The sequence below is a fragment of the Mesorhizobium shangrilense genome (assembly GCF_028826155.1).
GTDB classification, from domain to species: domain Bacteria; phylum Pseudomonadota; class Alphaproteobacteria; order Rhizobiales; family Rhizobiaceae; genus Arvimicrobium; species Arvimicrobium flavum.
This window is the reverse complement of the sequence record NZ_JAQGPN010000001.1, coordinates 3,399,492-3,416,972: the sequence shown is the minus strand read 5'-3', so window position 1 is coordinate 3,416,972 and position 17,481 is coordinate 3,399,492. Positions and strand designations below refer to the sequence as shown.

Genomic DNA, 17,481 nt, shown 5'->3' with positions numbered 1-17,481 from the left:
CCGGCGAATTTTGCGGCGAGGACGTCATCATCCGGCTGCTCGGGTCCTCTGCGCTACAGGGCCTGCATGGAAAATCGTGCGAACCTTTGCGTCAGTCAGCGCGGCTTAACCGCCCGGTAACATTAACACGCTTTAATTGTAATTAGTCGGTGTGGGTACGGGTTCGGTGTCATGCGGGTCAGTCTTCCAATCAAAAGAAAGCGCATTCTGGCGCACAGCGCCGTGATCCTGCTCGGCGGGCTCGCTGCAGGGTGCAGCTCGAGCGCGATGCGCTTCGGTGATATCACCGATGGGCTGTTCACCGGGTCCACGGCCAACCAGCGCCAGATCATCCAGGATCAGCCCTATCCGGGCGATCAGTCTCCCAACTCGGTCGCGAATCGCGAGGCGGTGCAGCCGGTCGACGTGTCGCGCGGCAGCGTCAGCCGCGGCGCTCTGCCGCCGGTTGCCTCGCCCCGCGCCGCACCGCCTGCAGCGCAGAATGCCGTTGCCCGCGCCCAGACTGCCGTCGAACAGGCCCCGGTTGCAGTGACGCCGAGGGCGGTAGCGGCCGCGCCGGCGGTCGAGGACACCATCAAGGGCTGGTCGCGCGCCGGCGGAACCCAGGTTACGGCCAAGGACGGCGAGACCGTCTACAACCTGTCGCGGCGTTTTGGCGTGCCGGCCGACATCATCATGAAAATGAACGGCATCTCGGCCGAGAACGGTCTCAAGACGGGTCAGACGGTCGTGATTCCTACCTATGTCTATTCCGCAAAGGCCGGGATCTCCGCTCCGGACAACGACCCGAAGACCGCCGAGGCGAAGTCGTCGCGCGGCGTCAAGCCGACGGATGCGCCGAAGCCCGCCGAACAGCGCGAAAACGTCGCCGTGCTGCCCAACGCGCCCAAGGTGCGCGAAGTTTCGACGACGCCAACCGCCTCGGCTGACGCAGCGCAGCCGAAGGCAGCGCCGGCCGGTGGGTCCTACACGGTGGTCGAGGGCGATTCGCTGTCGAAGATTTCACGCAAGACCGGCGTCGGAGTCACTGCGCTCAAAGAGGCGAACGGTCTGAAGAATGGCAACATCCGCATCGGCCAGGTGCTGAGGCTGGACGGCAAGGCGGCTGTCGCCGCTGCAAGCCCGGCTGCGGTCGATAACGCGGCCAAGACTGCGTCCATATCGCCAGCCGAGAAGAACGGCGGGACGGTCGCCGGATACACCCCGCCCAAGAAGGCAATCGAGCAGGCTGAGCAGGAGAGCAGCGATGCGGCGCCCGACGCCACCGGGATCGGCCGCATGCGCTGGCCGGTGCGTGGCCGGGTCGTCTCCGGCTATGGCAGCAGCGGCGGCTCAAAGAACGACGGCATCGACATCGCCGTGCCGAAGGGCACGCCGGTCAAGGCTGCCGAAAACGGCGTCGTCATCTACGCAGGCGACGGGCTGAAGGAGTTCGGCAACACCGTTCTGGTGCGACACGAGAACGGGCTGGTCACCGTCTACGGCCACGCCAGCGAGCTGAAGGTCCAGCGCGGCCAGAAGGTCAAGCGTGGCGACGAGATCGCGGTTTCGGGCATGAGCGGCAACGCCGCGACGCCCAAGCTGCATTTCGAGGTGCGCAAGAACTCGGCTCCCGTCGATCCGAAAACCTTCCTCGAATAGTTTCGGGAGCGGGCCACCGGACCTCCAGGCCCGTCCGATCGACCCGTCCCCAAAGGGGGCGGGTCTTTCACATTTTTGCGGTTGCGTTTTCGACGATACGCCGCACGCATTCCCGGAAAGGCGCCGGAGCGCCTCCGAAACGCGCATATGACGACACTTCAGTCCTTCAAGGGAGAACCCAGGCGTCCCGCGAGATCCTGCGTGAACTGCCAGGCGACGCGCCCCGAACGGCTGCCGCGGGTCGTCGCCCACTCCAGCGCCTCGGCGCGCAGCTGATCGGCGTCGATCTTCAGGTCGTGATAGCGGACATAGCCGTCGATCATCTCCAGGTATTCGTCCTGTGAGCACTTGTGGAAGCCAAGCCACAGGCCGAAGCGGTCCGACAGCGACACCTTCTCCTCAACCGCCTCGGACGGGTTGATGGCAGTCGACCGCTCGTTGTCGATCATGTCGCGGGGCAGGAGGTGGCGGCGATTCGATGTCGCGTAGAAAATGACGTTGTCCGGACGGCCTTCGACGCCGCCTTCCAGCGCCGCCTTCAGCGACTTGTACGATGTGTCGTCATGGTCGAAGGACAGGTCGTCGCAGAACAGGATGAACCGGTAGGGCGAGGCCTTCAGCAGCGTCATCAGCCTGGGCAGCGTGTCGATGTCTTCGCGGTGGATCTCGATCAGCTTGAGCGCCGCGGCTGCCGGCTTGCGAGCAGAATTGATCTTGGCGTGAACGGCCTTGACCAGGGATGACTTGCCCATGCCTCGTGCGCCCCAGAGCAGCACGTTGTTTGCGGGCAGCCCGGAAGCGAAGCGTTCGGTGTTGTCGAACAGGATGTCGCGCACGCGGTCGACGCCCTTGATAAGTCCGATGTCAACGCGGTTCACCCGCGAGACCGGCTCCAGCAAGGAGGCTTCGGCAGACCACACAAAGCAATCGGCGATGTCGAGGTCCGTGGGCTGGGGAGTGGGCGGAGCGATGCGCGAGATGGCCTCGATGAGGAGGTCCAGCTTGCGGTTCAGCGTATCGATTGGGGTGTCGGACATTCTTCAGTATTTTCACGGCGTTGACAGGCGCTCGGCTCTAGCACGCGAGAGAGGTGGGGGAAAGAACCGGCCGCGACAGCAGGAGCGGTTGCATTGATTGTTCGAGTAACTATATTCCGCGCAACTTTTCGGGCGCTCAATCGCGCCTTTTTCATCCGACTTGGGGAGCACTTTGATGTTTGTGACACCGGCATACGCACAGGCCGCCGGCGGCGGCGGCGCTGATATCATGATCCAGATATTGCCGTTTGTCCTGATCTTCGTGATCATGTATCTTCTCATCATCCGCCCCCAGCGAGCGCAGCTGAAGAAGCGTTCCGAGATGCTGGCGGCGATCCGCCGCGGCGATACGGTGGTGACCGGTGGCGGGCTGGTCGGCAAAGTGACCAAGGTCACCGATGACAACGAGCTCGAGATCGACCTCGGCGGCGGCATGAAGGTCACGGCGTTGCGCGCGACGATCTCCGATGTCCGCGTGAAAGGCGAGCCGATCGCCAATCAGAACGCCAAGAAATAGCCGCATTCCGAGCAGCGCCGCCGGGGCGCCGCCTTAACGGACGAACCACATGCTCTACTTTTCGCGCTGGAAGACGATCTCGATTTGGGCGGTCGTCCTTCTCGGTGTCCTGTTTTCGCTTCCCAACATGCTCCCGCAGTCGGCGCTTGACGCGCTGCCGGATTGGGCGCCGAAACGGCCGATGACGCTCGGCCTCGACTTGCAGGGCGGTTCGCACATCCTGCTCGCGATCGATGAACAGGATCTCGTCAACGAGAGGCTCCAGGCGACCCGGGACGACATCCGCACATTGTTGCGCGATGCCAAGATTGGATACACGGGCCTGTCGGGTTCGGGCCACAGCGTGCAGGTGCGCATTCGCGATGCTGCCGAACTGCAGAAGGCGAAAGAGGCCCTGGCGCAGCTCACCCAGCCGATCAATTCCGGATTGTTCGGCACCGGCGTCGTTTCCGAGCTGTCCCTGCAAGAGCCAGAGCCGGGGCTCCTGCGCTACACCTTGACCGAGGACGGTCTTCAGCACCGCCTGAACAACGCGGTGACGCAGTCGATCCAGGTCATCGAGCGGCGCGTCAACGAGCTGGGCACGACCGAGCCGATCATCCAACGGCAGGGCGGCGATCGTATCCTGGTCCAGGTACCCGGTCTCCAGGACCCGCAGCGGCTCAAGGAAATCCTTGGCCAGACCGCCAAGCTGACCTTCCAGATGGTGAACATGTCCGCCTCGGTGCAGGAGGCCATCGAGGGCCGCCCGCCGGCCGGCTCGTCGGTCCTGTATTCCATGGACGATCCACCGGTTCCCTATCTGATCGAGGATCGCGTCATCGTCTCCGGCGAGAACCTCGTCGACGCGCAGGCCACCTTCGACCAGCGCACGAATGAGCCCGTCGTGTCCTTCCGCTTCGACGCCAAGGGCGCAACGCGTTTCGGTCAGGCAACGCAGCAGAATGTCGGACGGCTGTTCGCCATCATTCTGGACAAGCAGGTGATCTCCGCGCCGCGCATCAACGAGCCCATCCTCGGCGGCAGCGGCCAGATCTCCGGCAACTTCACCCCGCAGAGCGCCAACGACCTTGCCGTGCTGCTGCGCGCCGGCGCGCTGCCGGCCGACCTGACGATCGTGGAAGAGCGTACGGTTGGCCCGAGCCTGGGCGCCGACTCCATTGCCGCCGGCAAGTTCGCCTCGATCATTGCCGGCATCCTGGTTGTCGGATTCATGCTGGCGGCCTACGGGACGCTGGGCGTCATCGCCAATATTGCGCTGATGGCGAACGTCGCGCTGATCATCGCCATCCTGTCGGTGCTTGGGGCGACGCTCACGATGCCAGGCATCGCCGGTATCGTGCTGACCGTCGGCATGGCGGTCGACTCGAACGTCATCATCTACGAGCGCGTGCGCGAGGAGCGACGATCGGGCAGATCGCTCGTGCAGTCGCTGGATTCCGGCTTCCAGCGAGCCCTCGCGACAATCGTTGACGCGAACTTCACGACCTTCATTGCGGCCGTGATCCTGTTCTATCTCGGCTCGGGGCCTGTACGCGGCTTTGCCGTCACGCTCGCGATCGGCATCATCACCACCGTGTTCACCGCGTTTACGCTGACGCGCTGGATGATCGCGCTCTGGCTGAAGAAGATGCGGCCGAAGGAACTGCCGAACGGGATGATCCGGTTCATTCCCAACGACACGAAGATCGGCTTCATGTCGTTGCGGCGCTATGCCTTCGTCATTTCGGCAGCCCTTTCGATCGCTGCCGTCGTCCTGTTCTTCTCGATCGAGATGAACTACGGCATCGACTTCCGCGGCGGCACGAGCATCGAGGTCCAGGCGAAGCAGGGGGCTGCCGACTCGGGCGACGTCCGGTCCCGCCTCGGCGACCTGAACCTGGGCGACGTTCAGGTCCAGGAGTTCGGTTCGGATCGCGAACTCCTCATCCGCATCGAGGGCCAGCAGGCGGGCGACAATGCCGAGCAATCGGTCGTCGAGAAGGTCCGCAGCGAACTCGCCGCCGACTATGATTTCCGGCGTGTAGAGTCCGTCGGTCCGACCGTGTCCTCGGAACTCGCCTGGTACGGAACCATGGGCGTGCTCGCCTCCATGGTGGCGATGCTGATCTACATCTGGTTCCGTTTCGAGTGGCAGTTCGGTCTCGGCGCGATCATTTCGACGATCCACGACGTGACTATGATGGTCATGCTCTACGTGCTGTCGGGGCTGGAATTCAACCTAACCAGCATCGCGGCCATCCTGACCATCGTGGGCTACTCAATCAACGACACCGTCGTCGTGTATGACCGTGTTCGAGAGAACCTGCGAAAATACAAGAAGATGCCGATCGAGCAGCTGCTTGACCTCTCGATGAACCAGACGCTGTCCCGAACGATCCTGACCGGCGTGACGACGCTGCTTGCCTTGATCGCGCTGTACCTGTTCGGCGGCGAGGTCATCCGCTCGTTCACCTTCGCGATGATCTTCGGCATCCTGGTCGGCACCTATTCGTCGGTGTTCGTCGCCGGTCCGCTGCTGATCCTGTTCAAGCTGCGGCCCGAGAACCTGGCTCCCGAGAAGCCGGAGCAGCAGACGATTCTGCCGCCGGGCGCCGAACCGTCGAAGACCTGATCGCGATGTCGGCGGGCCTCGTCATGCGCGCGGCGCACTTTCCCGGCCGCGCGCCCATCGAAGCCTATGGCAACGGTGGCTTCCGCTTTGCCGACATGTCGCATCGCGGTTCGCTGCTGTGCCTGCCCAGCGGCATCCATGGCTGGGAGCCGGCTGACAGGACGGCCCTCGACGTCGCCGATTTCGAGAAGGTTCTGGCCGAGGCGGGCGATATCGAGATCCTGCTGGTCGGAATGGGCCAGGAACTCCGGCCGTTGCCACGCGACCTGCGGGCGGCACTCAAGAACGTGCGCATCGCCGCGGACCCGATGTCGACCGGAGCCGCCGTTCGTACCTACAACGTCCTGCTTGCCGAAGACCGGGCGGTTGCGGCGGCCCTGATTGCCGTCGATTGACGTGACAGCGCACGAATCGATCGTCATGAAGGCGGTCCGGGATGCCGACCTGGACCGCTATCTTTCCGCGCTCTACGCCCCCGAGGCCAAGCGCGGGGCGCTCTTCGCCCTCTACGCCTTCAATGCCGAGATATCCGGGATTCGCGACCGCACGAGCGAAATCCTTGCAGCCGAGATTCGCCTGCAATGGTGGCGCGAGGTGATCGACAGCGGTTCGGAACGCTCTGCGGACGGACATCCCGTCGCTGAGGCGCTGCTCAGCGCGATCACCGAGTTCGGATTGCCGCGCGCGGCGTTCGAGAACTACCTCGAGGCGCGGATGTTTGATCTGTTCAACGACCCGATGCCATCGCGAGGCGACCTCGAGGGCTATTGCGGCGAGACGGCGTCGACCATCATGCAGCTCGCGGCGCTTGTGCTGGATTCCACGGCTGCGCCGAAGCATCCGGACCTTGCCGGTCATGCCGGCTGCGCCCAGGCGATCACCGGCCTGCTGCGGCTTCTGCCGCTCCACCGGGCGCGTGGGCAGTGCTTTGTGCCGCGCGACATACTGGCTGCGGCCGGCACCTCGCCGGAGGAGTTCATCGCCGATCATGCCGAAGAGGCTGGCGTGCGCGCGATCGATGCAACAATTGCCCTGGCACGGGAGCACCTCGGGAAATTCAGCGCCGCCGCGGCCGTCATTCCGGAGACCCTGCGTCCCGCTTTCCTCCCGGCAGCGCTGACGCCGGCCTATCTCGATGGACTGTTGCGAAAGCGTGGCAAGGCTCTCACCGAGACGACCGACATTGCCGGGTGGAAAAGACACTGGACCCTGTTCAGAAAGGCTGCCCGCGGCTGGTGACGCGGCCCGCGTTTGACGCCACTGCGTCCTGTGCTACCAAACGGCCCGAAGCCGGCGGGGACCGGCGCTCGGAGGATCATCGGTGAGCCTGCCCGTCCTGATCGGCCTAATCGTCGGCGGCCTTCTCGTTGTCGATATCTTGCTCCGGTTCGTCGGCAAGAAGGAGCGCGCTCTTCTCGCTGGCGAGGAGGACGCAGTCGCGCAGTTCCGCCGCGACTATCCCGAAGTTGGCGTCGAAGAGTTCGGCGGCATCGTGCTGACGCGCGACCGCCGCACGGCCTTCCTCGCGATGGACGCCGGCGCGACGGGTTTCGTTCACGGGATGGGTGACCGGTTCGTCACGCGTCAGCTCACTTCGCCCGACGTTGCGGAAGTCGTCCGCGACGGGAGCGATGTCCTGACCGTGCGGTTCAACGACGTCACGTTGCGGCGCATGCATTTCCAGTTCGCCCGCTCCGAAGATCGCGACTTTGCAGCCGGGGCTCTGCAGCCGCCGAGCCCTGACGCATTTTTACCAATTTCATAAAGATGTTGGATTGACTGGGTTGCGCGCTCTGGTTGCGGCTTCCCCTCCATCGCGCCGTCGGGCATAGTAAACCGATTGTTAACGGGGGAGGGCCGGGGTGGACAGTCTGGCGAACATCCACTTTCCAAACACGGGCCAACTGGCGATCCCGCTCTACGTGGCGGGCATCCTGATCGAGCTCGGCCTGATCTGGCTGGGCAAGGGCAAGGGGCAGTATGAGCACCGGGATGCGATGACCAGCCTGCTGATGGGCGTCGGCAACGTCGCCACGGGCATCATCTACGCCGTCGTGCTGATCGCCATGATGCAGTGGGCCTATCAGTACCGGGTTTTCGACCCCGGATTTAGCTGGTGGGCCGTGGTTCTGTGCTTCATCCTCGATGACTTCCGCCGCTACGTCTATCACGTCGGGCTGCACCGCATCCGGTGGTGGTGGGCCGACCACGTCAACCATCATTCCAGCCAGCACTTCAACCTGACGACGGCGCTGCGGCAGCCCTGGACGACGATCTTCACCGGCTCGTTCCTGCTCTACCTGCCGCTTGCCTGGCTGGGCTTCCACCCGCTGATGATCCTGTTCGTCGGCGGCATCAATCTCGCCTACCAGTTCTGGCTGCATACGGAACTGGTCGGCAAGCTGTGGAAGCCGATCGAGTTCGTCATGAACACGCCCTCCCACCACCGCGTGCACCATTCGAACAATCCGCGCTATCTCGACGCCAACTACGGCGCGACCTTCATCATCTGGGACCGGATGTTCGGCACGTTCGTGGAGGAGCGGGACGAGGACGTGCCGAAGTTCGGCATCGTCCACAATATCGGAACTTTCAACCTCTTCTACGTGGCCTTCCACGAGTGGATCTCGATCCTGGGCGACGTGCGCAGACCCGGGCTGACGATGCGCCAACGGCTGCTCTACATGTTCGCGCCGCCCGGCTGGAGCCATGACGGCAGCCGCAAGACATCCGAGGACCTGAAGGCCCAATATGTGAGGATGCATCCCGACCAGGCGGGGATGCCCGGGCTGCCAGGCAAGGGCACGACGCAAGGCGGCGCTGCGGTGCAGCCGGCGGAGTAGGTCTGTCCGGGACGTGCAGCGGAAGGCGCGGCGACGCTATTCGGCCGCCTGCGCAGCCGCCGCGGCCTCCAGCCAGAATCGGAAATCGCGCAGGGCGCGCGCCGTGGTCGCCTTCTTCTTGGCGATCGCCTTGTCCTTGCCGCGGAAGCGCCCCTCGAAATCGTCCGGCCGCAGCTTTGTGCCCGGCTCGAGGGGCGGGAACAGGCCGAAATTGATGTTCATCGGCTGGAAAGAGCGTTTTCCGGGTTCGTCGTCGGACACGATGTGGCCGCCCGTTATGTGATTCAGCAGTGCGCCGAAGGCGGTGGTCGCCGGCGGCGGCGCGAGCGGTCGATTGAGGCGTTCGGAGGCTGCGAATCGGCCGGCCAGCAAGCCCATCGCCGCGCTTTCGACATAGCCCTCGCAGCCGGTAATCTGCCCCGCGAAGCGCAGGCCGATCCGGGACTTCAACTGCAGCGAGCCGTCGAGCAAAGTCGGCGAGTTGATATAGGTGTTGCGGTGCAAGCCACCCAGTCGCGCGAATTCCGCGTTCTCCAGACCCGGGATCATCCTGAAGATGCGCACCTGCTCCCCGTGCTTCAGCTTCGTCTGGAAGCCGACCATGTTGTAGAGCGTGCCCAGCGCATTGTCCTGACGCAGTTGCGCCACGGCGTAGGGCTTGACGGTGGGATTGTGCGCATTGGTGAGCCCCATCGGTTTCATCGGGCCATGGCGCAGCGTTTCCGGTCCGCGTTCGGCCATGACCTCGACCGGCAGGCAGCCGTCGAAATAGGGCGTGCCCTCCCAATCCTTGAACTCGGTCTTCTGGCCCTCCAGCAGCGCGGCCACGAATGCCTCATACTGCGCCTTGTCCATCGGGCAGTTGATGTAGTCCTTGCCGGTGCCGCCCGGCCCCACCTTGTCGTAGCGCGACTGGAACCAGCACACGTCCATGTCGAGCGTGTCGAAATGGATGATGGGCGCGATGGCGTCGAAGAAGGCGAGCGCATCGGCGCCGGTCTCCCGGGCGATCGCGTCCGCCAGCGAAGGCGCGGTGAGGGGACCCGTGGCGATGATCGCCTGATCCCAGTCCGTGGGCGGGAGTCCTGCCACCTCTTCCCGCACGATCGTGATCATCGGATGCGCTTCGAGCCTTGCGGTCACCGCCGCCGAAAACCCGTCGCGGTCGACGGCAAGCGCGCTGCCGGCCGGCACCTGGTGCGCGTCGCCGCAAGCCATGATCAGGGAGTTCGCCAGCCGCATCTCGGCGTGAAGAAGACCGACCGCATTCGTCGCCGCGTCATCGGAGCGGAAGGAATTGGAGCAGACGAGTTCCGCCAGGCTCTCGGTCTTGTGCGCGTCGGTGCCTCGCACCGGCCGCATCTCGTGCAGGATCACCGGCACGCCCGCTTCGGCGGCCTGCCAGGCAGCTTCGGAACCGGCGAGACCGCCGCCTATGATGTGGATTGGCTTCAGTGTCATGCCGCCGGAAATATGCCTCCGGGCTGCCGAAAGCAATGTGGCGAAACGCTGTTGCGCGCGTTCGAATGCAAACTATGCTCGTTCGAATGAGGCTCGGGGGAATCGGTTCCTGTCTTTGTCGTCTCATTCTGCCGGTTCTGGCGGTCTTTTCCGTCCAAGCCGCGAATGCCGGCGATCGCCTCACGGTCTGTCACGGCTACTCGTGCTACTACAAGACGCGCATCGACTTCGGCGCGGCTGATCTGAGGCAAATCGCATCCATCATGAAGTCGGGCGCGTCGTCGCCCGAGGCGGAACGGCGCGCGGTGGCAAAGGTCGTTCAGTTCTACGAGCGGCGGGCGGTGGCGGCCGTTGGAATCAAGGATCGACCGAAATCCGACTTCGGACGCGGCCGCGAACGCGGCCAGATGGATTGCGTCGACGAATCCACCAACACATCCTCCCTGCTGAAGCTGCTGGCGAGCCGTGGCCTGCTCAAGCATCACACGGTGTCCCGCAATGTCTCGCGCGGATTCTTCGCGGATGGACGTTATCCGCACTTCACCGCCGTCCTCGTCGATCCCTCTGGACGCAAGTGGGCGATCGACAGCTGGTACGAGCCCGGCGGCGGCGCTCCTGACGTCATGCCGCTCGACGAATGGAAACGGCGCGGCGTCGGCGGCGTGCGCTGAGCCGAAAGCGGTCACATCGATTGGGCGAAACTGTCGGTTGAGAAGCAGCACCCGCCGAGGGAGGAGGTTCGGCGGGTGCGCTATGGTCCGACCGGCGATCGGGAGGAGGAGATTGCCGGCCGTATTCGTCATTGCCTGGGAGGAGGTAGGCGCCGACGAAGTTCCTTCCGCCATTGTTTAGCGAGGCTGCGGAAACCTCTGGGAAGCAGCACCCGCCGAGGGAGGAGATTCGGCGGGTGCGCTATGGTCCGACCGGCGATCGGGAGGAGATGATTGCCGGCCGTATTCGTCATTGCCTGGGAGGAGGTAGGCGCCGACGAAGTTCCTTCCGCCAGTGTTTAGAGAGGCCGCGGAAGCCTCTGGGAAGCTGCACCCGCCGAGGGAGGAGGTTCGGCGGGTGCGCTATGGTCCGACCGGCGATCGGGAGGAGGAGATTGCCGGCCGTATTCGTCATTGCCTGGGAGGAGGTAGGCGCCGACGAAGTTCCTTCCGCCAGTGTTTAGAGAGGCTGCGGAGACCTCTGGAGAAGCTGCACCCGCCGAGGGAGGAGGTTCGGCGGGTGCGCTATGGTCCGACCGGCGATCGGGAGGAGGAGATTGCCGGCCGTATTCGTCATTGCCTGGGAGGAGGTAGGCGCCGACGAAGTTCCTTCCGCCAGTGTTTAGAGAGGCTGCGGAGGCCTCTGGGAAAGCTGCACCCGCCGAGGGAGGAGGTTCGGCGGGTGCGCTATGGTCCGACCGGCGATCGGGAGGAGGAGATTGCCGGCCGTATTCGTCATTGCCTGGGAGGAGGTAGGCGCCGACGAAGTTCCTTCCGCCAATATTTAGAGAGGCTGCGGAGGCCTCTGGGAAAGCTGCACCCGCCGAGGGAGGAGGTTCGGCGGGTGCGCTATGGTCCGACCGGCGATCGGGAGGAGGTGATTGCCGGCCGTATTCGTCATTGCCTGGGAGGAGGTAGGCGCCGACGAAGTTCCTATAGCTAACGGACCGCCCTGCGGGCGACCATTTCGATGCTGCCCCGGTTGATGCCGAGGTCGAAGAGCTGGCGGTCCGAAAGTCGACCCAGCTCGGCGACCGTCGCGCGGTAAGCGCGCCAGTCACGGAAAGTGCGGATCAGTTTCATTTTCGTTCTCACGTGTCCTTGTCGCGCCACTGTCGGCGCGGATATGCCTTAGACCGACTTGCGCGCGACGAACGGGATGTCGCTGCGGGTGATGCCGAGGTCGTTCAGTTCGCGGTTGGTCAGCCGGTTCAGCTCGCTCACCGTCTCACGGTAGCGGCGCCAGTTGCGGTAGTTGCGGATCAGGTTCATGGTAGTGCTCGTTTCGTCTTCGGTTCGTTTTTTTGTCTGTCTGTGTACGAAGCCTAGATAGGCGCGCCCAATCCGCATTTGAACTGCTATTGGTGCATAGCAGCAATGCGTATTGTGCAATGCAACATTAATCGGTTTTAGCACCTGGGGCCAAACTGTGTCGTCGACTCGAAAGTGACGTCGCGTCAGGGGTTTACGGCGCTTGGCGGAAGTGGCGCCGCGCTGCGCGCAAGGGTTGGGGTCAACGGATGTTCGACTATCAGATGCGGGTTCGAAGGGACATTGAGCGATGGACCCGTGAAGGGCTGATCGATGCCAGGACGGCGGACCTGCTCGACCGGGATGTCGGGTCGCGCCAAACGGCGGGCGCATCCTTCGGATCGGTACTGGCCATCATGGCGGCAATACTGCTTGGGGCGTCCATTCTGATCTTCGTGGCGGCCAATTGGGAAGGCATTCCGCGCATCGCCCGCGTGCTCGGCCTGTTCGCGCTGATCGCAACGAGCTATGTCGGCGGCGCCGTCTTGAAGCAGCGGGATCATCCGGGCTTCGGCGAAGCGCTCTTCGTGCTTGGCGCCGTGGCCTTCGGAGGTTCGATCGCCCTGATCGGCCAGATGTACCACTTTGCCGGCGACGAGACTGAAGCCATCCTCATCTGGTGCGCTGGTACGATGGTTGCCGCGATCGGCCTGCGATCGCCCGTCCTCACGAATGCGTCGGTGATCATAGCTGTCGTCTGGCTGTTGATGCGCGAGTTCGACTATCCGTCGACCGGCCACCCGCATGGCTTCTTGCTGCTTGGCGCCGCAAGCTGGGCAATCTCATACTGGACCCGCAGCCGCGCGGCGCGCCATCTTCTCGTCCTGTCGGCGATCCTCTACGCATTTCTTTATGGTATCGACGGGCGGCAGATGGAGATGGGCGTCGCGCTGGTCGTCGTGTCGGCGATCGTGTTCGCCGCGGCCCTGTGGGCCGGCGACGCCGTCGAACGGCTCGCCCAGCTCGGCGGTCCCTATCCGGCCCACCCGCTGATCGGCTTCATGGTCGGCATGTCGATGATCCAGGTCGAGGTCTACGACCAGTTCGGGCCGATGCTTTTGACCACCCTGGTGGCTTTCGCCGGCATCGTGGCAGCCCTGGTGCTTCGCGGCCGGGAGAGCGCCCTGATGCGTTGGATCGCCTACGCGGCATTCACGGTCGAACTTTGCCTTGCCTATGTGATCACCGTCGGAACCATGATGGACACGGCTGGGCTGTTCCTGTTTTCAGGTCTGGCGCTGGCTGCCGTCGCTTTCATTATCAGCCGGATCGAGAGGCGCCTGGGCGCAAGACCGGTGGTTGCCGGGAGGGTCGCATGACGATGCGTCGTTCAATCCTGCTCGCCGTGCTGGTCGCGCTGCTGCAGATAGCGTTTCTGGGGTGGATGATCGCCGGTCGGGCGTCAGTCCTGCGCAAGGGCGCGGAAGTGCTGCTCAAGGTGGAGCCCGTCGATCCCCGCGATCTGCTGCGTGGCGACTATGTGCGGCTGGGCTACGAGATCGCCAGCATCCCGACCGACCTGGTAGCCAACCTGCCGGCCGGCCAGGCGACCAGCGAAGCCGGGCAGATCTTCGTGCGGATCGGCAAGGATGGCGATGGATACTGGCGCGTCCGATCGGCCACCCTCGGCGTTCCGGGCGACGCGCCAGTCGGCGAGGGAGAACTCGTGATCCGCGGCACGGCGGCGGCCGCCTGGGGTCTGGACAGCGGCTCGAGGCTGTCCGTGACCTACGGCATCGAACGCTATTATCTGCCGGAAGGCGAGGGGCTCCAGATGGAGAAGGACATGCGCGTCAGGAGCTTCGGCGTGCTCGTCGCGCTCGCTTCAGACGGCGCGCCGCAGATCAAGGCGCTGATGGACGGCGCCGCGCCGGTCTACGAAGAACCGCCATACTGATCGACGCAGGTTGATTGACAGCGGCCTCCGCACATGGGAATGCGGTCGCACGCGGATGTGGCGGAATTGGTAGACGCCCCGGATTTAGGTTCCGGTGCCGAAAGGCGTGGGGGTTCGAGTCCCTTCATCCGCACCACTCTTTTGCGCTTCGCAACACCCCTAGCTGTTCGACCTCTGCACGGCTTCCTGATCCGTCGGTCTGCCATTCGCGCGCCGCATGTTGACGAGGTTGCCGGCCAGGATCAGCGCCGCGCCCGCGGCCGTCAGCATATCGATCTGCTCCGCATAGAGCGCCCAGCCGAGCAGCGCCGACAGCGGAAGACGCGCGAAGTCCATCGGCGACACAACGGTGGCCTCGGCATGGGAGAGCGCACGGGCCAGGCAATAATGCGAGAAGGTGCCGGTGAACGCCACGATCAGGAGGGCAGGCCAAACCTCCGCGGAAGGCGTCTCCCAGGCCCGGATCGCCGGTACGATGCCAATGAACGACTGGATGACCAGCATCCAGAAGATGATCCGCACGACGCTTTCTGTGCGGGTCAGCGACCGCACCATCACGAGGGAAGCGCCAAACGCCAGGGCGCCTGCGAGCATGATCAGGTGTCCGGGTTCGACGCTTTGTCCGTCGGGCCGTACGATAATTGCAACGCCGACAATGCCGAGCACGATGGCGACGATCTTGCCGGGGTTCAGCTTTTCGCCCAGGAAAGCGACCGCGAAGATCGCGGTCCATACCGGCGTCGTGAACTCGATGGACACCAGCTCCGCGAGCGGTATGAGGCCGAGGGCGTAAAGCCATGCGTACTGCCCGGCGTAGTGGACGACATTGCGCCCGAGATGTTGGACAGGCCGTCTGGTCCGCATCGCCGCGAAGCCGCCGGCGCGCATCACCAGCGGCAACAGCATGAACCAGCCGATGACGGAACGGATCTCCATCACCTGGAACACGTCGAGCTCCGCGGTGGCGGTGCGGCCGGCGACCGACATCGTCAGGAAACATGCGATCGAGCACGCCATCCAGATGGCGGCTTTCGGGATTGATTGCTCATTCATGCGCGCTTGATGCCAACTCGCGAAGCGCATCGCAACGGCCGGGAGACCGGAACGGCTGATCCAGGGATTTTTGGTGAAGGGAAGACGTCAGTCTTCCGGCGCCTCCGACGGGTGTGCATTTCGGCCTCTGCCGAAGGTGTACCCCGTCTCGACCGCGCTGCGGCCAAATTTTTCGCGCAGCGAATCGATCGCCCCCTCGGCGAGCGCGCGCTTGCGGGCCTGCAGGTCGACCAGGTCCGGCGGATCGGCCCGTTCTGCGCCGGTCAGGTCGCTGACGCCGATCCCGAGCAGCCTGTACCTGGTGCCGTCGGTCTCCTTGGCGAGCAGCTGAAGGCCGGTCTGGAAGATCCGATCGGCAAGGCGCGTAGGATCGGCGAGCTGGCGGTTGCGCGTACGGAGCTTGAAGTCGTGGGTCTTCAGCTTGAGCACCACGGTGCGGCCGGCGATGTCCGAGCGCTTCAGGCGCGAGGAAACTTTCTCGGACAGCGCGCGCAGGACGGGCACCAGCTCGGCCGACGTCGCGAGATCGGTCTCGAAGGTCGTCTCCGCCGACACGCTCTTGGCGTCGTGGTCGGGTTGGACGCGCCGGTCGTCCTCGCCGCGGGAGAGGCGGAACAGCCGGTCGCCCATGGTGCCGTAGCGGCGCATGAGGTCGTTGCGCTCGAGCTTCTGGATCTGTCTGATGGTGCGGATGCCGTCGCGTTCCAGCACGGCCGCAAAGGCCTTGCCGACGCCCCAGATGAGCGTCACCGGCTGATCCGCAAGGAAATCCTTTGCCTCGGCGCGGCCGATCACCGAAAAGCCCCGCGGCTTTCGGAAGTCCGAGGCGACCTTCGCCAGGAACTTGCAATAGGACAGGCCGGCGGAGACGGTGATGCCGATCGTCTTCTCCACCTCATGCGCAAACCGCGCGAGCACATGCGCCGGCGGCAGCCCATGCAGGCGCTCGGTGCCTGCCAGGTCCAGGAACGCCTCGTCGATGGAAACAGGCTCCACCAGCGGCGTCAACGCCTGCATCATGGCCCGTACCTCGCGGCCGACGCGCGCATATTTCTCCATGTCAGGCTTGATGACGACCGCCTCGGGGCAGGCTTCGAGCGCCTTGAACATGGGCATCGCCGAACGCACGCCGTTGATGCGGGCGATGTAGCAGGCGGTCGACACCACGCCACGCTTGCCGCCGCCGATGATGACCGGCTTGTCGCGGAGTTCTGGGCGGTCGCGCTTCTCGACCGCGGCGTAGAAGGCGTCGCAATCTATGTGCGCGACATGCAGCGCGCTGAGCTCAGGATGGCGCAGCAATCTTGGGCTTCCGCAGCGGTGGCAGCGGCGTTCGCCCCCGTGCTGCCGCGCAAGGCAGTCGCGGCAGAATCCGTCGCTCGAATCGTTGACAGCTGCGCCCATGTTTGCGAACATATAGAGAACAATCGAAATGCTACGCGAGTCCGATTGCTCGGACAAGACGCCTCGCTGGGGAGCCGACGATGACCACAAGAATTGTCCCGCTCACCCCCGACCTGTGGCCGGACTTCGAGGATCTGTTCGGCAAGCAGGGCGCCTGCTACGGCTGCTGGTGCACCTATTTCAGGATGTCCCCGAAGGCGCGGCGGGACAACAACAGCCAGGAGAAGAAGGCCTTCATCCGGCGTCGCATCGAGGCCGGTCCGCCGCCGGGGTTGCTGGCATTGGACGGCAGCCGGGCGGTCGGCTGGATGCAGATAGGCCCACGCGCCGACGTGCCCGAATGGAACAACCACCAGCGCAGCTCCGCGCCGCTGGACCGCGCCGAAATCGCAGATGATGGTGTCTGGGCGATCTCCTGCTTCTTTCTGCGATCGACGGCAAGGGGCGCCGGGCTCACGCACCGCCTAGTGGCGGCAGGCATCGACTTGGCGCGGGAAAACGGCGCGCGTCTGCTGGACGCATGCCCGATGGAGCTGTCGCGGGACGCAAGCTCGGTCGGTTTGTTCGTCGGGTCGAAGCGCGTGTTCGACAGGGCAGGGTTCGTGGAGGTGAACCGCAAGACAAACAACCGGCCCTTGATGCGGCTGTCGCTCTGAGCCAAGCGTTCCCGGTTAGCCTAGAGTGCCGCTGGATCGATCGGAAGCACGGGCGGCTGCGCATGCGGTTCGGGAGGCGATGCCGCGGCAGGCGATTGGGCGGCAGCTTCCGGGCAACCGTCCTGAACCTTTTGCCACGAAGAATTGTTGAGAACCATGTCGCATCGGGCAAGCTGCTGGCCCGTCGGCAGGCTGAGGCAGGCGACCTCGCCATGATGGAAGAGCTTGCCGTTGGCGCGACACTTGCAATCGGCTGCCGCCGGCGTCACCGCGAAATCGAGCGCGCCGAGGATGATCAGGCCGAGCAGAGCCGTCTTCATGCGACGACGTTAGCACG

At 64.4% G+C, this 17,481-nt stretch carries 18 protein-coding genes and 1 tRNA gene; 12 read left to right on the top strand and 7 right to left on the bottom strand.

Annotation, left to right across the window (positions count from 1 at the left end):
* Positions 1 to 171 precede the first annotated feature (171 nt).
* Positions 172 to 1,641, top strand: a complete 1,470-nt coding sequence (locus tag PD284_RS16480) for a peptidoglycan DD-metalloendopeptidase family protein (protein WP_274629254.1) — start codon at positions 172 to 174, stop codon at positions 1,639 to 1,641.
* A 158-nt stretch (positions 1,642 to 1,799) separates the two neighbouring features.
* On the opposite strand, the gene PD284_RS16475 is transcribed toward PD284_RS16480, so the two are convergent.
* Positions 1,800 to 2,678: an ATP-binding protein gene (locus PD284_RS16475; RefSeq protein ID WP_274629253.1), complete on the bottom strand. Its 879-nt coding sequence runs from the start codon at positions 2,676 to 2,678 to the stop codon at positions 1,800 to 1,802.
* Between the two features lie 175 nt (positions 2,679 to 2,853).
* On the opposite strand from PD284_RS16475, the gene yajC reads away from it, so the two are divergent.
* From yajC to PD284_RS16445, 6 genes are all read left to right on the top strand, one after another.
* The gene (gene yajC, locus PD284_RS16470) at positions 2,854 to 3,195 is read left to right on the top strand and encodes a preprotein translocase subunit YajC (protein ID WP_274629252.1); all 342 of its coding nucleotides are present in this window, start codon (positions 2,854 to 2,856) and stop codon (positions 3,193 to 3,195) included.
* Between the two features lie 49 nt (positions 3,196 to 3,244).
* Entirely contained in the window at positions 3,245 to 5,809 is a 2,565-nt protein-coding gene (secDF, locus tag PD284_RS16465) for a protein translocase subunit SecDF (RefSeq protein ID WP_274629251.1), read from the top strand.
* A 5-nt stretch (positions 5,810 to 5,814) separates the two neighbouring features.
* Positions 5,815 to 6,204 (top strand): Mth938-like domain-containing protein, encoded by a 390-nt coding sequence (locus PD284_RS16460; RefSeq protein WP_274629250.1) that lies wholly within the window; start codon positions 5,815 to 5,817, stop codon positions 6,202 to 6,204.
* A 1-nt stretch (position 6,205) separates the two neighbouring features.
* Positions 6,206 to 7,048 carry a phytoene/squalene synthase family protein gene (locus PD284_RS16455; protein ID WP_274629249.1) on the top strand — a complete coding sequence of 281 codons (843 nt, stop codon included), beginning with the start codon at positions 6,206 to 6,208 and terminating at the stop codon, positions 7,046 to 7,048.
* A gap of 82 nt (positions 7,049 to 7,130) precedes the next feature.
* On the top strand, positions 7,131 to 7,574 hold the full coding sequence (locus tag PD284_RS16450; protein WP_274629248.1) for a hypothetical protein: 444 nt from the start codon (positions 7,131 to 7,133) through the stop codon (positions 7,572 to 7,574).
* Positions 7,575 to 7,680: 106 nt separating this feature from the next.
* Positions 7,681 to 8,652, top strand: coding sequence for a sterol desaturase family protein (locus PD284_RS16445; protein ID WP_274630666.1), 972 nt, complete (start codon positions 7,681 to 7,683; stop codon positions 8,650 to 8,652).
* 36 nt (positions 8,653 to 8,688) lie between these two features.
* Here the strand turns inward: PD284_RS16445 and trmFO are convergent, their stop codons facing one another.
* The gene (gene trmFO, locus PD284_RS16440) at positions 8,689 to 10,113 is read right to left on the bottom strand and encodes a methylenetetrahydrofolate--tRNA-(uracil(54)-C(5))-methyltransferase (FADH(2)-oxidizing) TrmFO (protein WP_274629247.1); all 1,425 of its coding nucleotides are present in this window, start codon (positions 10,111 to 10,113) and stop codon (positions 8,689 to 8,691) included.
* A 74-nt stretch (positions 10,114 to 10,187) separates the two neighbouring features.
* Here trmFO and PD284_RS16435 point away from each other — a divergent pair, with 74 nt between their 5' ends.
* Positions 10,188 to 10,784 (top strand): hypothetical protein, encoded by a 597-nt coding sequence (locus tag PD284_RS16435; RefSeq protein WP_274629246.1) that lies wholly within the window; start codon positions 10,188 to 10,190, stop codon positions 10,782 to 10,784.
* Positions 10,785 to 11,762: 978 nt separating this feature from the next.
* Here PD284_RS16435 and PD284_RS16430 read toward each other — a convergent pair.
* Both PD284_RS16430 and PD284_RS16425 read right to left on the bottom strand, forming a co-directional pair.
* Positions 11,763 to 11,906: a DUF1127 domain-containing protein gene (locus PD284_RS16430; protein WP_274629245.1), complete on the bottom strand. Its 144-nt coding sequence runs from the start codon at positions 11,904 to 11,906 to the stop codon at positions 11,763 to 11,765.
* Positions 11,907 to 11,954: 48 nt separating this feature from the next.
* Entirely contained in the window at positions 11,955 to 12,095 is a 141-nt protein-coding gene (locus tag PD284_RS16425) for a DUF1127 domain-containing protein (RefSeq protein WP_274629244.1), read from the bottom strand.
* A gap of 248 nt (positions 12,096 to 12,343) precedes the next feature.
* On the opposite strand from PD284_RS16425, the gene PD284_RS16420 reads away from it, so the two are divergent.
* The 3 genes from PD284_RS16420 to PD284_RS16410 all read left to right on the top strand — a co-directional run bounded on the left by PD284_RS16420 (position 12,344) and on the right by PD284_RS16410 (position 14,167).
* Entirely contained in the window at positions 12,344 to 13,453 is a 1,110-nt protein-coding gene (locus PD284_RS16420) for a DUF2157 domain-containing protein (protein ID WP_274629243.1), read from the top strand.
* The gene (locus tag PD284_RS16415) at positions 13,450 to 14,031 is read left to right on the top strand and encodes a GDYXXLXY domain-containing protein (RefSeq protein ID WP_274629242.1); all 582 of its coding nucleotides are present in this window, start codon (positions 13,450 to 13,452) and stop codon (positions 14,029 to 14,031) included. Before PD284_RS16420 ends, PD284_RS16415 begins: the two co-directional genes overlap by 4 nt.
* 51 nt (positions 14,032 to 14,082) lie before the next feature.
* A tRNA-Leu gene (locus PD284_RS16410) sits at positions 14,083 to 14,167 on the top strand.
* A gap of 23 nt (positions 14,168 to 14,190) precedes the next feature.
* Here PD284_RS16410 and PD284_RS16405 read toward each other — a convergent pair.
* Positions 14,191 to 15,084, bottom strand: a complete 894-nt coding sequence (locus tag PD284_RS16405; RefSeq protein WP_274629241.1) for a DMT family transporter — start codon at positions 15,082 to 15,084, stop codon at positions 14,191 to 14,193.
* 87 nt (positions 15,085 to 15,171) lie between these two features.
* Positions 15,172 to 16,500: a DNA polymerase IV gene (locus tag PD284_RS16400; protein ID WP_274629240.1), complete on the bottom strand. Its 1,329-nt coding sequence runs from the start codon at positions 16,498 to 16,500 to the stop codon at positions 15,172 to 15,174.
* Between the two features lie 68 nt (positions 16,501 to 16,568).
* Between PD284_RS16400 and PD284_RS16395 the strand changes: the two genes are divergently transcribed.
* Complete coding sequence (locus tag PD284_RS16395; RefSeq protein ID WP_274629239.1) at positions 16,569 to 17,144, top strand: GNAT family N-acetyltransferase; 576 nt, start codon at positions 16,569 to 16,571, stop codon at positions 17,142 to 17,144.
* Positions 17,145 to 17,164: 20 nt separating this feature from the next.
* On the opposite strand, the gene PD284_RS16390 is transcribed toward PD284_RS16395, so the two are convergent.
* Positions 17,165 to 17,464, bottom strand: coding sequence for a hypothetical protein (locus PD284_RS16390; RefSeq protein WP_274629238.1), 300 nt, complete (start codon positions 17,462 to 17,464; stop codon positions 17,165 to 17,167).
* Positions 17,465 to 17,481 lie beyond the last annotated feature (17 nt).